Annotated in this window: 14 protein-coding genes; 4 read left to right on the top strand and 10 right to left on the bottom strand. The window is 56.5% G+C overall.

Annotation, left to right across the window (positions count from 1 at the left end; all coding sequences use genetic code 11):
* Positions 1-15: 15 nt before the first annotated feature.
* A complete protein-coding gene (locus GGE09_RS15790; RefSeq protein ID WP_309747128.1) occupies positions 16-387 on the bottom strand; it encodes a helix-turn-helix domain-containing protein in 372 nt (123 codons plus the stop codon).
* 104 nt (positions 388-491) lie between these two features.
* Between GGE09_RS15790 and GGE09_RS15785 the strand changes: the two genes are divergently transcribed.
* Positions 492-1,112 (top strand): NAD(P)H-binding protein, encoded by a 621-nt coding sequence (locus GGE09_RS15785; protein ID WP_309747127.1) that lies wholly within the window; start codon positions 492-494, stop codon positions 1,110-1,112.
* A gap of 75 nt (positions 1,113-1,187) precedes the next feature.
* Here GGE09_RS15785 and GGE09_RS15780 read toward each other — a convergent pair whose 3' ends face one another.
* The 9 genes from GGE09_RS15780 to GGE09_RS15740 form a co-directional block, all read right to left on the bottom strand.
* Positions 1,188-2,825: an ABC transporter ATP-binding protein gene (locus GGE09_RS15780; protein WP_309747126.1), complete on the bottom strand. Its 1,638-nt coding sequence runs from the start codon at positions 2,823-2,825 to the stop codon at positions 1,188-1,190.
* Positions 2,822-3,634: an ABC transporter permease gene (locus tag GGE09_RS15775; RefSeq protein ID WP_309747125.1), complete on the bottom strand. Its 813-nt coding sequence runs from the start codon at positions 3,632-3,634 to the stop codon at positions 2,822-2,824. Before GGE09_RS15775 ends, GGE09_RS15780 begins: the two co-directional genes overlap by 4 nt.
* On the bottom strand, positions 3,631-4,587 hold the full coding sequence (locus GGE09_RS15770; protein WP_309747124.1) for an ABC transporter permease: 957 nt from the start codon (positions 4,585-4,587) through the stop codon (positions 3,631-3,633). The genes GGE09_RS15775 and GGE09_RS15770 overlap by 4 nt, the downstream gene beginning before the upstream one ends.
* Positions 4,588-4,604: 17 nt before the next feature.
* Positions 4,605-6,191, bottom strand: coding sequence for an ABC transporter substrate-binding protein (locus GGE09_RS15765; protein ID WP_309747123.1), 1,587 nt, complete (start codon positions 6,189-6,191; stop codon positions 4,605-4,607).
* Positions 6,192-6,514: 323 nt separating this feature from the next.
* On the bottom strand, positions 6,515-8,485 hold the full coding sequence (locus tag GGE09_RS15760) for a CocE/NonD family hydrolase (protein WP_309747122.1): 1,971 nt from the start codon (positions 8,483-8,485) through the stop codon (positions 6,515-6,517).
* Positions 8,486-8,563: 78 nt separating this feature from the next.
* Positions 8,564-10,021 (bottom strand): carnitine 3-dehydrogenase, encoded by a 1,458-nt coding sequence (locus GGE09_RS15755; protein ID WP_309747121.1) that lies wholly within the window; start codon positions 10,019-10,021, stop codon positions 8,564-8,566.
* A gap of 56 nt (positions 10,022-10,077) precedes the next feature.
* A complete protein-coding gene (locus GGE09_RS15750; RefSeq protein ID WP_309747120.1) occupies positions 10,078-10,275 on the bottom strand; it encodes a hypothetical protein in 198 nt (65 codons plus the stop codon).
* Between the two features lie 58 nt (positions 10,276-10,333).
* Entirely contained in the window at positions 10,334-10,837 is a 504-nt protein-coding gene (locus tag GGE09_RS15745) for a lipocalin (RefSeq protein WP_309747119.1), read from the bottom strand.
* A 27-nt stretch (positions 10,838-10,864) separates the two neighbouring features.
* Positions 10,865-11,776: a 3-keto-5-aminohexanoate cleavage protein gene (locus tag GGE09_RS15740; protein WP_309747118.1), complete on the bottom strand. Its 912-nt coding sequence runs from the start codon at positions 11,774-11,776 to the stop codon at positions 10,865-10,867.
* An 81-nt stretch (positions 11,777-11,857) separates the two neighbouring features.
* Between GGE09_RS15740 and GGE09_RS15735 the strand changes: the two genes are divergently transcribed.
* From GGE09_RS15735 to GGE09_RS15725, 3 genes are all read left to right on the top strand, one after another.
* A complete protein-coding gene (locus GGE09_RS15735; RefSeq protein ID WP_309747117.1) occupies positions 11,858-12,883 on the top strand; it encodes a helix-turn-helix domain-containing protein in 1,026 nt (341 codons plus the stop codon).
* 116 nt (positions 12,884-12,999) lie between these two features.
* Entirely contained in the window at positions 13,000-13,884 is an 885-nt protein-coding gene (locus tag GGE09_RS15730) for a DMT family transporter (protein WP_309747116.1), read from the top strand.
* Positions 13,885-14,097: 213 nt separating this feature from the next.
* Positions 14,098-14,583, top strand: coding sequence for a hypothetical protein (locus GGE09_RS15725; RefSeq protein WP_309747115.1), 486 nt, complete (start codon positions 14,098-14,100; stop codon positions 14,581-14,583).
* The last annotated feature ends 86 nt before the right edge of the window (positions 14,584-14,669 follow it).

Here is a 14,669-nt window from a genome sequence, read left to right as displayed (position 1 = left end):
CCCGAAACTTACCCGCTAGGCGGCAACATCCTGCGCGCTGTCAAAGGCCGTGCGGCTTTCACGGATGGCAGGCTGATGCTGTTCGGCCCAGTGGGACAAGGCCCCAATTGCCCGATAAAGTGAGCGTCCAAGCTCTGTCAGCCCGTAATCCACCTGCGGCGGCTTCACATCGATCACGGTGCGGGCCACCAACCCGTCCCGTTCCAGATGCCGCAGTGTGACGGATAACATGCGCGGCGAAATCCCCCCGACCACGCGGCTAAGCGCATTAAACCGCGCATTTCCCTTGGACAGTTCCAAGATCACCAAAACCGACCAAGCATCCCCGACACGGTCCAGCACATCACGCACCGGACAATCGTAATTCTGCGCACGCTTTGCACACATGTGCTTCCCTCCAAGTAACTATGAGACGCCAAAGTGCGTATTCCGCTTGGCGATTACCTTTCGTAAGTGGTTACCAACAGTAACTTAATACCAAAGGAAATGAAATGAAAATCCTACTTCTTGGCGCGACCGGCATGATCGGATCACGGATCACAAACGAGGCAATCTCCCGCAACCATTTTGTGATCGCAGCCTCCCGCGCGGCACCGGCAAATGACAATCCAAACGTCACGCCGCTGGCTCTTGATCTGGCCGACCCCCCCGCGCTGAAGGAGGCCATTGCACAGGCTGATCTGGTTGTTGGTGCCGTCAGCCCCCGTTCAACCAAAGATACCACCGCCGAGGCTTTGGCCTATATCGACGCGCTGATCGGTTCTGTGGGGCGCAAACGGCTGGTTCTGGTTGGCGGCGCCGGATCATTGAACCTGCCCGACGGAACCGCAGTGGCCAATGTGGTGCCCGAACCCTATGCAGCCGAGGCAAAAGCCATGCGCGCCGCCTTTGAACGGCTTGCCACATCTGATCTGGATTTCACCGTGCTGGCCCCGCCATCCGTTATCGCACCGGGGGAACGTACAGGGTCTTATCGCAGTGGCGGGCGTGTTTTGTTAAGCGACGCGCAAGGCAACAGTACCATTTCAGCCGAAGACTTTTCCGTGGCCTTGATGGATGAGGTGGAAACTCCCCAGCATAAAGGTCAGATTTTCACGGTTATTTCTGATTAAACACAAAACGGGCTGCCGTTGCAGTGTGCAATGGCAGCCCGTTTCTGTTTGCATATTTGACTGTGGATCAGGGGCTTAGTTCCCAGCGCTCTCCATCTTGCGATGGGCAATCACTTCTTCCAGCCACCCCAGTTTCATTTCTGGAACCGAGGACAGCAACAGATCGGTATAATCGTCAAACGGTGGCGACAGGACCTCTGTTTTTGATCCGTAGCGCACTACTTTTCCCTGATACATCACCGCAATACTGTCAGCGATGGCCCGTACTGTGGCCAGATCATGGGTGATGAACAGATAGGCCACATTTTCGATCTTTTGCAGGTTTAACAGCAGCTTCAGAATCCCATCTGCCACCAATGGATCAAGTGCGGATGTTACCTCGTCGCAGATGATCAGCTTGGGTTTTGCCGCCAATGCGCGGGCGATGCAGACACGTTGCTTCTGGCCGCCTGACAGCTCTGCGGGATAGCGGTCGATAAAGCCGTCGGCCATTTCGATCTCTTCCAGCAACTCTTTGATCCGCTTGCGCTTTTCCGCGCCGCGCATGCCGAAATAGAACTCCAACGGGCGGCCGATGATGGTGCCCACTGTCTGGCGCGGGTTCATCGCCGTATCCGCCATCTGATAGATCATCTGCAATTCGCGCAGGTCTTCCTTGCTGCGCTGCTGCAATGCGGGGCTAAGGGTACGCCCTGCAAACTCGATCTGCCCGTCGCTGGGGGGCAACAGGCCCGTGATCACCCGTGCAAGGGTCGATTTACCCGAGCCGCTTTCCCCCACAACCGCCAGCGTTTGCCCCGGGTGCAATTCAACATTCACGTTTTTCAGAACGTCAAAGTTGGTGCCCCGATACCGCGCTGTCACTTGATTGACGGTCAGAACGGGTTCAGATGTGGGCGTTTTTTCCACGTGATCAATGGAACGCACAGACACCAAGGCTTGGGTGTATTCTTCCTTGGGCGCGTTGATGATTTGATCCACCGGACCGTATTCCACCATGTCGCCCATGCGCAGCACCATGATGTCATCAGACACCTGCGCCACCACAGCCAGATCGTGGGTGATATACAAAGCCGCCACACCCGTGTCGCGGATCGCCGCTTTGATCGCCATCAGAACGTCAATCTGCGTGGTCACATCCAGCGCCGTTGTCGGTTCATCAAACACCACCAGATCAGGTTCAGGGCACAGGGCCAGCGCTGTCATGCAGCGCTGCAACTGACCGCCTGAAACTTGGTGGGGATAGCGGTTGCCGATCTTTTCAGGATTAGGCAAGCCCAGCTTGTCAAACAATGCAACTGCGCGGTCTTCGGCCTCTTTGCGGGAAAATTTCCCCTGCAAGATAGCGGCTTCTGTCACCTGCTCCATGATCTTTTTCGCAGGATTGAAAGACGCCGCCGCCGATTGGCTGACATAGGTCACCGTCGCCCCGCGCAATTTGCGCAGGTCTTTGATGCCCTGTTGCAGAATGTCTGTGCCGTTAACCCAGACCTCACCGCCGGTGATTTTCACACCGCCGCGCCCATAGGCCATGGCAGACAGGCCGATGGTGGATTTACCCGCACCGGATTCCCCGATCAGGCCCAGCACCTTGCCCCGTTCCAGATCAAAGGACACACCATGCACGATTTCAATGTCATGGGGTTTTCCGCTGGGCGGATAGACCGTCGCGCCGATTTTAAGGTTCTTGACCTTTAGCATTGCATCGCTCATCCGCGACCCCCTTTCAAACTGGTGGTTCGGTTCAAGATCCAATCCGCCACAAGGTTCACAGAAATCGCCAGTGTCGCAATAGCGATGGCTGGCACAAGTGCTGCAGGAATACCGTAAACGATCCCCTCTTTGTTTTCTTTCACAATACCACCCCAATCAGCCGCAGGCGGTTGAACACCCAAGCCAAGGAAGGACAGTGTAGATACAAACAACACCATAAAGATAAACCGCAGCCCCATTTCCGCTACCAGCGGGGACAAAGCATTGGGCAGGATTTCGCGAAAGATGATCCAGACGCGGCCTTCACCGCGCAGTTTCGCGGCCTCGACGTAATCCATCACGTTGATATCCACCGCAACCGCGCGGGCCAGTCGATAGACCCGTGTGCTGTCTAGCAGACCCATCACAAGGATCAGAACCGTGATTGTCACCGGCATAACCGACAGCACAACCAACGCGAAAATCAGCGATGGAATGGCCATCAGCAAGTCAACCAACCGCGACAGCAGCTGATCCACCCAGCCCCCGACAACCGCCGCAAGCAAACCCAAAACCGCGCCTGTGGTAAATGACAGGATTGTCGCCGCCGTTGCGATCCAGATGGTGGTGCGCCCGCCGTAAATCATCCGCGTCAGCAGATCACGGCCAATACTGTCGGTGCCCAGCCAATGGGTCGCACTGGCAGGCTCCCAAACGTCCCCCACCGCCTCGGTCAGGCCATAAGGGGCCAGCCAAGGGGCAAAGATTGCGATAAAGAAATAAAGACCGGTAAAAAACAGACCGATCATTGCACTGATAGGAATTCTCATTTCGGGTGCCTCAGTCTTGGGTTCGCCAAAATGGAAACGATATCCGCGATCATGTTCAATCCGATGTAGACAGCGGCAAAGATCAGACCACAGGCCTGCACCACAGGCACATCCCGTTTGGAAACGTGATCCACCAGATATTGCCCCATGCCAGGGTAGACAAAGACGACTTCTACCACCACAACGCCGACCACCAGATAGGCGAGGTTCAGCATTACCACATTCACAATCGGGGCAATCGCGTTTGGAAAGGCGTGTTTGCGGATGATATTGAACATGGACAGGCCTTTAAGTTCTGCCGTTTCAATATAAGCGGATTGCATCACGTTCAGGATCGCTGCCCGTGTCATCCGCATCATATGGGCTAGAACAACCAGCGTCAGAACCGTAACCGGCAGCGCAATGGCGTTCAGCTTTTCGCCCAGCGACATGGAATCATAGATCGTTGAAACCGATGTGAACCACCCCATCTTGACCGATATGAAATACATCAACACATAGCCGATCAGGAATTCAGGAATGGAAATAGACGTCAGCGTCACCGCCGAGATCAGCTTGTCAGGCCAGCGGTTTTGATAGCGCACCGCCAAAAGGCCCAGAAAGATCGCCAAAGGAACGGAAATCACCGCAGCCCAAAAGGCAAGAAACATGGTGTTTTTCAGACGCGCGCCAAGGCTTTCGGCAATATCCCTGCCGTTGGTCAGCGCCGTGCCAAGATCGCCTTGCATCGCGCTGAACAGCCAATTGAAATAGCGCGTGATGGGCGGATCGTTCAACCCCAGCTCTGTGCGCAAATTCGCCAGGGCTTCGGGGGTTGCTGATTGACCAAGAATGGATTGAGCCACATCACCAGGCAAAATTTGGGTGCCGATGAAAATCATCGCGGATGCAGCGAGAAGCAAAAGCAGGCTCAGCGCAATGCGCTGAACCAACAATTTTAAGATTGGGTGCATGACCTGTTCAAGACCGCTTATGCAAACCAGGTGCGCACAGGCGCAAAGCCGTTGGACAGTTCGGCATTCGGATCAAGCACATAGCCTGCAACCTTATCGCTGACCGCATCAACAAAATCATTGAACATCGGCAGGATCACACCGCCTGTATCGCGAACCATATAGCCCATTTCGCTGTAGATCGCTTTGCGCTTGGCACCGTCCAGTTCGGCTTTTGCCTGATTCAGCAACTCGTCGAATTTCGGGTCTTTAAAGCGTGTGTCGTTCCAGTCGGCAGTGGACAGATAGGCTGTCGAATACATCTGGTCCTGCACAGGGCGACCGCCCCAATAGGATGCACAGAACGGCTGTTTGTTCCAGACTTCGGACCAATAACCGTCGTTCGGCTCGCGTTTGATTTCCAGTGGAATACCCGCAGCGCGCGCGCTTTCCTGGAACAAGGCGCCCGCATCAACCGCACCTGGGAAGGCCCCATCAGCAACACGCAGAACAATCGGAGAACCATCGTGACCGGAGGCCGCGTAATGCTCTTTGGCTTTGGCGATGTCATGGGTACGCTGTGGAATAGACGCATCAAACAAAGGATAGGCCGCATTGATCGGCATATCGTTCCCGATTGTGCCATAGCCGCGCAGGATTTTATCAACCATTTCTTCACGGTTGATGGCGTATTTCAAAGCCATACGCAGCTCGTTGTTGTCAAACGGCGCAGTGTCGCAATGCATGATGAACACATAATGCCCACGGCCTGCAACGTTCTGGATCGAAACACCCGGTGCGCGGTCAATCAGCTTGGCCACTTTGGGTTCAACCTTGTTGATCAGGTGAACCTGACCGGATTGCAGCGCAGCAGTCCGCGCGGTTGCATCATTGATCACAAGGATTTCCGAACTGTCATAGTTCACGACATCCCCGCCCCAGTAGTTCGGGTTCTTTTTGAACACGTGACGCACGCCCGGTTCATCCACATCCAGAACATAAGGACCCGTGCCAACACCGTCTGCCGGATTGTCAAACCCGCCATCCGGCTGGATCACAAGGTGGTAATCCGCCAGCAGATACGGCAAATCCGCATTCGGGCTGTTCAATGTGATGGAAAAGTTATCGCCGTCCACTTTCATGGATTCGATACCCTTCATGATGCCCAGCGCACCGGATTTGGATTCTTCGTTAGAGTGACGCTCCATTGTGCGCATCACATCATTGGCGTCCAGCGTTTTGCCATTGTGGAATTCAACACCGCTGCGGATTTTGAATGTCCATGTTTTGGCATCTGCACTGGCTTCGATGTTTTCAGACAGACGCGGTGTCAACTCGCCTGTTTCCGAAACACCCACAAGCGTTTCACCAAAGTGACGCAAATTACCGAACGGAACTTGCGAAGCGGTCAGCGCCGGATCAAGCGTGTTGGTGCTTTCGCCCCCGCCCATGCCTTGAACCAAATGGCCGCCTTTATTTGGGCCAGCCGCGTGAACGGCCTCTGCCAAAAGTGTGTTTGCAGCCACTGCAGACACGCCCAGCGCACCTGCCCGACCAATAAAATCACGCCGCGAGACTGTTTTCTGTGCCACACGTTTTGCCAGATGCTTCAGTTCGTCGTTCATCATCATTTCTCCCTAGATGTACAGATTCTTATTATTATGACTTATGACATAGAGCGTGCTGCGGATCACCCCCCTTAGGCAAGCTTTTCCTTACGCATCTCCTTGCTCCCGCTCACTTTTGCACGAGATTACCCCTTGACCAAGCCCAGTCCGACCTTTTACGCGCGTAAAACGACAAGAAGACTCTCGCAATAGTAAGACATGCGGCCCTTCTGACCTGCCTACCACCAAGAGTTGTATGCCCAACCCAACCCGCTGATCGGCTTTTGCTGGCGACATCGCCAACGCGTATTTTTGCACCCACCTGCGTAGTATTGGTGTGCTCAGCGTCGCGGAACCCGCGCTGTCCATTTGCGCTCAAACACGACCTCACCCTGCTCTTGCGCAGTCAGGTCAGCGTTGATCACAAAATCCGCCCCATCCGATTTCAAAGAGACTGAAGATTGGGTCGAGACCTGCCAGTCCCCCCGCCCCATTGACCTTTCCCACGCGAAACTGGCCTTGGCAGACGCTGGCTGGCCCCTCTGGATCGAGAACACTTCATGCACCTTCTGGCTGGTGACAAGACCCGTTTCCGGGTTCTCAACCAATCCGTCATCGCCGAACACCACCAGTTCGATATGCCCGCCCGCGTCTTGGGTCTCTTTGGTTTCCAAACGCGGACTATGGCGGATAAACTCCAGCGGTTCCGCCCCTTTAGGCCCGTCAAAAGACACAGCCACACCTTCGCCCGACAAATGCGGCAGGTGCAACTGCCCCGCCGTCACCGTCAGGGTCACAGGGGTCGGTTCAGGCCATACAAAGGGGAAATAAGACGGCGAAAGCGCGATGCGCAACCGATGCCCCGCGGGCAAGTGATAGGCGGTCTGATCAAGCAGAACCTCGACCTCGACCGCTTCGCCCACAGGCATATCCACCATCTGCGCTGCGCCCGCGCGTTGCCGTAGGTTCAAAAAACCATGGGCAATCAAGGCTGAACCACCATCGGGGCGCAAATCGTTCAAACGCACCGCAACCTGTGCCTGCGGCTGATCGCTGGAAAGCTGCAACCGCAACCGCGCCTGCCCGACAATATCCAGCGCCGCGCCCACAGGATCACTGTCGAAACACAGGCTTAACCCGTCATCGGCTGTCTGGTCATCAGGCAATTCCCCCGGACCAAAACCAAAGGGAAAATACTCTCCCGTGCCCTGCCCACAGGCCACATCCGTTTGCACCGAACGCGCTACGGGACCAGCCTGTTGTGCCAGCGCTGCCCCGTTCAAATGATACTGCAATTCATCCGCGCCTCGGGGCTGATCCAACCCGATCCAACGCCCCGCGCGGTGGGTGAAGGCCGTTTCCGGCGCCACACTGTCCATCACATAAACACGGTAGGCCGGATCTTCCGCCACGCCGCGATCAATCCCTTTCAGCCAGTGATCCCACCAGCGCAACATCTCGCCCAGAAAATCAATCTGCGGACCGGGGGATCCGATATGCGGATATTTGTGGTTCCACGGCCCCGCGATGCCTTTGACGGGTGCTGTCAGATTATCCAGCAAAATCCCCATGGTGTTACGATAACCGTCATGCCAGCCGCCCACGGTCAGAACCGCCGCCTTGATCGCGCTGAAATCTTCGCAGACCGATCCGTGCTGCCAATACGCAGACCGCACCTGTTCCTGCACCCAGCGTTCTGCCAGAAACGGCGTGTTTTCCAACCGTTCCAGCCAGATATCGCGCCAACTGTCCCCCACCAAAGCAGGATCAGGCGGAACCGAGAACCACGACAAGGCCGTTGCCGCCCAGCCCGGATTTTCACCCAGCATGATACCACCTTTGTAATGAATATCATCGGCAAACCGGTCCGTGGATGAACAGATCGTCACCAAAGCCTTCAACGGCGCAGGCGCTAGGGCCGCTATCTGCAAACCGTTGAACCCGCCCCATGAAATCCCCATCATCCCGACCGAACCCGAGCACCAGTCCTGCGCGGCCAGCCAGTTCACCACCTCAACCCCGTCGGCCAGCTCTTGCGGGGAATATTCGTCCTGAAACAATCCGTCACTTTCGCCACAGCCGCGCATATCCACACGGACACAGACATAGCCATGCCCCGCCAGATAGGGATGGGTCAGCGCATCCCGCGCCGCCGTGCCATCCCGCTTGCGATAAGGCAGATACTCCAGCACAACAGGCACAGCCCCCGCGCCCACAGGCCGCCAAACCTTTGCTGACAGGGTTATCCCGTCCGACAACGGAATCCGCAAATCCGCCTCTTCTTCAACCCGATACGGAAGATCCGTTGCCAAACTCGCGCCCTTCTCCATTTTCTAAAAATATCCCACAGGGGGTTCGGGGGATGTGAAATCCCCCGATGCTGTCAGCGACTAGCGCCCCTGCCCGACAAATCGCCCCATACCCTCTGGCACAGGCAAGGCTTCATGGGATTTCGCAATCGCCACCAGCTTTTGTTCAATATGGGCCGCAGGCGGGGCGGCTTTGCGGGTTTCCAGCGACACATGGATCAACATATGTTCACCCGTGGCCAGCAACCGCCCGTCACTGGCACGCATGAAGTGGAACAAATGCATTTTCTTGCCCGCGCCCAACACCACTTGAGTGTCCACCGTGATCTCGGCCCCTGCACTGACCTCGTCAATATGGCGGATATGGGTTTCCGCCGTGAAATAACTCCCGCCCGACGCGATATACTCCGCATCACAGCCGACAATTTCCATCATCCGGTCGGTGGCATCCCCAAAGGCCTGCAAATACCGCGCCTCATTCATATGGCCGTTGTAATCCAACCAGTCGAGCGGCACAGTCCGAGACGCCGTGCGCACCAACCCTGACAGGTCAGGCGCACCCTGCTCGGCCTTTTTGCCCGCGTCATAATTGGCCAGAACCGCACCCGCGCCCCAGTTTTGCGCTTTTAGAGCGCGCATCATGCCTACCAGATTGGTGTCGCGAATACGTTCCAACTCGCGGATCGAATACATGCCGGATTGCGCATCGGATTGATCCGCAATCTTGTCCACCAAAGCGTCGTTCAGGTCAGGCACATCCATCAGGTGGGACAGCGGCCAATCCATTGTCGGGCCAAACTGCCCGATAAAGTGGCGCATGCCCGCTTCGCCGCCCGCAATGCGGTAGGTTTCAAACAGCCCCATCTGCGCCCAGCGCAGGCCAAAGCCATAGCGGATCGCATCGTCCAGAACCTCGGTGGTGCAAACCCCGTCATTGACCAGCCACAGACCTTCGCGCCAGACACTTTCCAGCAGACGGTCGGCAATATGACCCAGAATTTCCTTTTCGATCTTCAGCGGTTTCATCCCGATACTGGTCAGGATGTTTATGCAGCTCTCAACCGCTTCAGGGGATGCAGTGGTGCCGCCGACAACCTCTACCAGCGGCAACAGATAGACGGGGTTGAACGGATGACAGACCATGATCCGGCTTTTATCCACCTGCTGGCTGGACAATTCCGTGGGCGTAAAACTGGACGTAGACGAGCCGATGATCGCAGTATTGGAACAGGCCTCGGTGATCGCGGTAAAGGTCTGGTGTTTGATATCCATACGCTCGGGAACGCTTTCCTGAATGTATTCAGCCCCCGCTACAGCTTGTGCGATTGTCCCGTGATAGCTGATCGCACCCTCCGTTGGCATGGTGAAATCCGAAAGGCTGGGCAGCGCACGGCGTGCATTGGACAGTACTTCGCCAATCTTGCGTTCAGCTTCGGGATCGGGGTCAAACACCTGCACGTCCCACCCGTTCAGCAAGAACCGCGCAGCCCAAGCCCCGCCAATTACACCGCCACCCACAATCGCTGCTATTTTCGTCATATTCTACCTACAGAGTTGAAAATTAGTCGTTCTTCGCCCGTGCCCAAGCCGATCAGCTAGGGCAGCTCGATCGGTTCACCCGAAGGCATATAGCCCGGACACAGGTTGTTGCTCAGCTTGCCCGCGTCAAACACCGCGTCCGCAATCTGCTTGCATTCTTTGACATTCAGGTTCTGGTGGTTGCTTTTCTGCCCGCTTGGCGGGGCACAAGCCGCCAGCAGAACACCACAACAGATTAGGGTGAGAGTTTTCATGATCGGACCTCAAAGATTAATACGGTTTCGTTCAACCTGATATATCGCAACAGGCGGATCATTCCAGCGCCCCGCGCAGTTGTGTCGTGTCAAAACCGTTGTGATCCAGCATCTGACGGGCGGCAATCACCCGATCCGCCCCGCCTGTTGCCTTGCGATCCGCGATCCACGCGTAACTGCCGTCCCGCGTGGATAAAACTGCTGTGCGAAAGCCTTCATCCACCCATAGCACAACCATCTGGCGGCTTTGTCTGGGCAATCCGTCATAGGTTAGGGTAAACACCGCCGGCTGATCCGCCGAGACTTGCGCAACCCGCGCAGGTTCGCCGCCGACACCCTGTTCGCGCCACGCCCCTGCCCTAACTGCTTTTGGTGCAGCAAAATCAAAGGCAGTGACCCGCCAGTCCCCCGCAAAATCCGCCCGCGTCACCCAATGCCCCGCAAACCGCGCCGCATCATAGCGCGAGGTTGCAGACATCAGCACCTTTGGATTGCGGATCGGGCCGTGATCCGTGGACGGTGCAAGGCTACAGGCGGTCAGAACACCAACCACTACAGCCAATATTGCACCCCCACGCCACATCACCGCTTACACCGGTGCGCGTTTGGTCAGGCCCAGTTTTTTGCGCACAGCATCCGGCCCCATCACAGTGGCCCCCATGCGTTCAATGATGCCAACCGCGTTTTCCACCAGCATTTCATTGGTGGCAAGATTGCCGCGCCCCAGCATCAGGTTGTCCTCTAGTCCCACCCGCACATTGCCCCCCGCCAGCACCGCAGCAGCAACAAACGGCTGTTGATGACGGCCCAGCGCAAAGGCGGACCAGTTCCAATCATCAGGCACATTGTTCACCATCGCCATAAAGGTGTTCAGATCATCCGGCGCACCCCAAGGCACCCCCATGCACAGCTGCACCAGTGCAGGGCTGTCCAGAACGCCCTCTTTGACCAGTTGCTTGGCAAACCACAGATGCCCAGTGTCAAACGCCTCGATTTCCGGCTTTACACCGCAATCGGTCATCATTTGCCCCATGGCGCGCAACATGCCGGGGGTGTTGGTCATCACATAGTCAGCCTCGGCAAAATTCATCGTGCCACAATCGAGCGTGCAGATTTCAGGGCGACAGTCCAGCACATGGGCCATGCGTTCCGTCGCGCCCGCCATATCGGTGCCTGTCTTGCTTAGCTCCATGGGGTTTTCCACATCGCCAAAGACAATGTCCCCGCCCATGCCTGCGGTCAGGTTCAACACCACATCCACATCAGCGGCGCGAATCCGTTCGGTCACTTCGCGGTACAAATGCCCATCGCGGCGCGGCGCACCGGTTTCAGGGTCGCGCACATGGCAATGCACCACCGCCGCGCCCGCTTTGGCTGCAGCAATCGCGCTGTTGGCGATTTGTTCAGGGGAGCGGGGCACATGGGGGCTGCGGTCTTGCGTGCCACCGCCCCCTGTTACGGCACAGGTGATAAAGACGTCGGTGTTCATTTCCAAAGGCATGATCTGCTCCCAAATTCGCGTGTTGACGCCAGTGTGCCGCCCCTTGCAGGCCCACGCTTTACAGTTTACGAAACAAATTTGATGAATACCGCAAAAATTCCGCCTCAGCAAAACGGCATCACAGGTCAAAGTACGGGCCAAAGTACGGGCCAGAATCTACGCCCCTCTCTGCGCCCGTTTCACACACGCGCCTTGGTGATGCCCCACAGCAATATGCTCTGCCTTGCCGCAGTGCTGGACCCGTTACGCGCGGCCAATCGCGCTGCGGGCGCTGAGGTGTATACATGGGACATCGCAACCCTGACCGACGCCCCCGTGCGCCTGACTACAGGCGTAGACCTGCCTGCGAACCCCGCATCTGCCCTGCCGCCAGCCCAAATGCTGGCGATTATCGCCGGGTTTGACATTGCCGCACAAACCACCCCCGACAACCGCCGCAGATTGCAGGCGGCTATCCATCAAACACCCCTTGTCTGCGCCATTGACGGCGGCGGAGAGATCCTTGCCCGCTGTGGCGTGCTTCACGGCCACCGCGCCACAACCCATTGGGAGGACTTGGAAAAACTGGAACGGGATTTTCCCGAAACCGAAGTTGTGCGCGACCGTTTTGTGCAATCGGGCAAGTTCATCACCACGGGCGGGGCCAGCCCCTGCATCGACATGATGCTGCATCTGATCCAGACCCACCACGGCCGATCCTTGGCCGAAAGCGTCATGCGCACCTTTCTATATGATCCGGTTCACGCGGGATCAGACCCGCAATCGCTGGTGTCGGTATCCCGCCTGAAACGGCGCTCTCCGCCTGTGGCGCGGGCCTTGCAACTGATGGAACAGCATATCGAGGACCCGATCCACACTGCCGCTATCGCCCGCCATTGCGGCCTGTCGGTGCGCCGCCTTGAAATGTTGTTCGCTTCCGAATTGGGCACCAGCCCGGGCAAGACGTTTCGCGCTTTGCGGCTGGCAGAATCCCACCGTATGGTCATCGACACCCGCACCCCCCTGCAAGACATCGCCGTGCGCTGCGGTTTTAATTCGCTTGCGGCGTTTTCGCGGGCGTTTAAAGAAACTTTCGGGGTTGCGCCCAGTGGTCTGCGCACAGCTTAACAGCCCTACCCGCCAGCAATTGACAACCCCGCCCAATCCCGTCAGGAACAGGTCGATCGCGCGGGCGCGCCTTGCACCCAAGCTCGGATTTAACACCCTAAAACACTGGAACCCCCATGACCCCACGTGCTGAAGGCCAGTCGGCCAACCTGATCGGGGGCCTGTTCATGGTGGCTGCTATGGCGATTTTCGCAGTCGAGGATTCTTTGCTAAAAGCCGCAGGAGCCAGCCTGCCTGTGGGCGAGATCCTGATCCTGTTCGGGCTTGGCGGCGCTGTGGTTTTTGCCGCAACCTCTCTTTTGCGCGGTGAGCCTTTATACACCAAAGACGTGATTTCCCGCCCCATGCGCATCCGCGTCGGCTTTGAAATCATGGGCCGCCTGTTCTATGTTCTGGCCATCACACTAACCCCGCTGTCTGCGGCCACAGTGATCCTGCAAGCCACCCCACTGGTGGTGGTCGCAGGCGCGGCATTGGTGTTTGGCGAGCCCGTGGGCTGGCGGCGCTGGACTGCTATTTTCGTCGGTCTTTTCGGCGTGATTGTCCTGATCCGCCCGGGGGCTGACAGTTTTTCCCTGTTGTCGATCCTTGCAATCATCGGGATGTTGGGCTTTGCGGGGCGCGATTTGGCCAGCCGCGCAGCCCCCGCAACGCTTAGCACCTCATTGCTGGGGCTTTATGGATTTTTGTCAGTTGTGGTCGCAGGCATCGCCTTTGCCATATGGGAGGGCGCAGCCTTTGTCTGGCCTGACACCACCGCCACCCTTAGCCTGACCGCCGCCGCTTTGGCGGGTGCTGGTGCCTATTCCTGCCTGATGAAGGCCATGCGCACCGGCGATGTATCCGCCGTCACCCCGTTCCGCTACACCCGCCTGCTGTTTGGCATCGGTCTTGGCGTGCTGGTCTTTGGCGAGAGCCTGAGTTCGTCAATGATCCTTGGCTCTGGCCTGATCGTGCTGTCGGGCCTGTTCATCCTGTGGCGCGGCAAAAAGACGGCCTAGGATTTAGAGCCATTCCTCTGTGTAAAGCATAGCGTTCTTAAGCTGTCAGCAAAAGGCTGGTGGCTTTTCGGTCCTGCGTCAGTCTTTCGATGAAATGTTAGTTTTTTAAGATGCGAGTTCTTGGGACGTTCCAACGCCCTGCGAATAGCGCCCTTAAAGGTCAGTGATGTGGAAAAGTTGATATAGAATAGACTTAGACTGCATGGTTACTCTGTGAACGGAGCGACCTTGGCTCAAAGGGCTCCAAAGTCCGGTGTGGTGAACTGTTCAACAAACGGTGGTTTTTGGGACGTTGCCTGTTATGATATTCTAAGGGCTGTATATGAGAATGACGTCATGGATTGGATGCAAATTTTTCTATATGTGTTGGGATGGGTTGTTTTGCTCAACACGGCATGGGTGACATACCACGCAGTGTTTAAACCAGACATTTTCAACTGGATGAACAAAAATCCAGAAAGCCTTTATTTATCAGACGGCTCGGATTCCCCTTTCAGCAAAAGGCGAGCCTACATCCATATCATGGGTGCCCTTATTGGCTATTTCTTCCTATTCTTAATCATGTTTAATTTAGCATTCTCGTTCATTCCCGGTAACTGGGGCAGGCTAGATGAAGATGGTGGGTTTGTTGCGATGAGCGCCAGCCTTGCTGGCCTTGCGTCAGTCTTGATGACTGCTTTAGTCTGGTCGACTGAATAGCCCCTAGTTTCCTAGACACCTTCTTGGTTGTTATTTCGCTGTCTGTCTTCAAAGTCGACGGGCGACAGCATCCCGTTTCTGGCATG

It is taken from the genome of Roseobacter sp. N2S (assembly GCF_031454055.1).
Taxonomy (GTDB): Bacteria; Pseudomonadota; Alphaproteobacteria; order Rhodobacterales; family Rhodobacteraceae; genus Amylibacter.
Note: the sequence above shows the minus strand (reverse complement) of the source record. Positions and strands in the feature narration are given on the sequence as shown.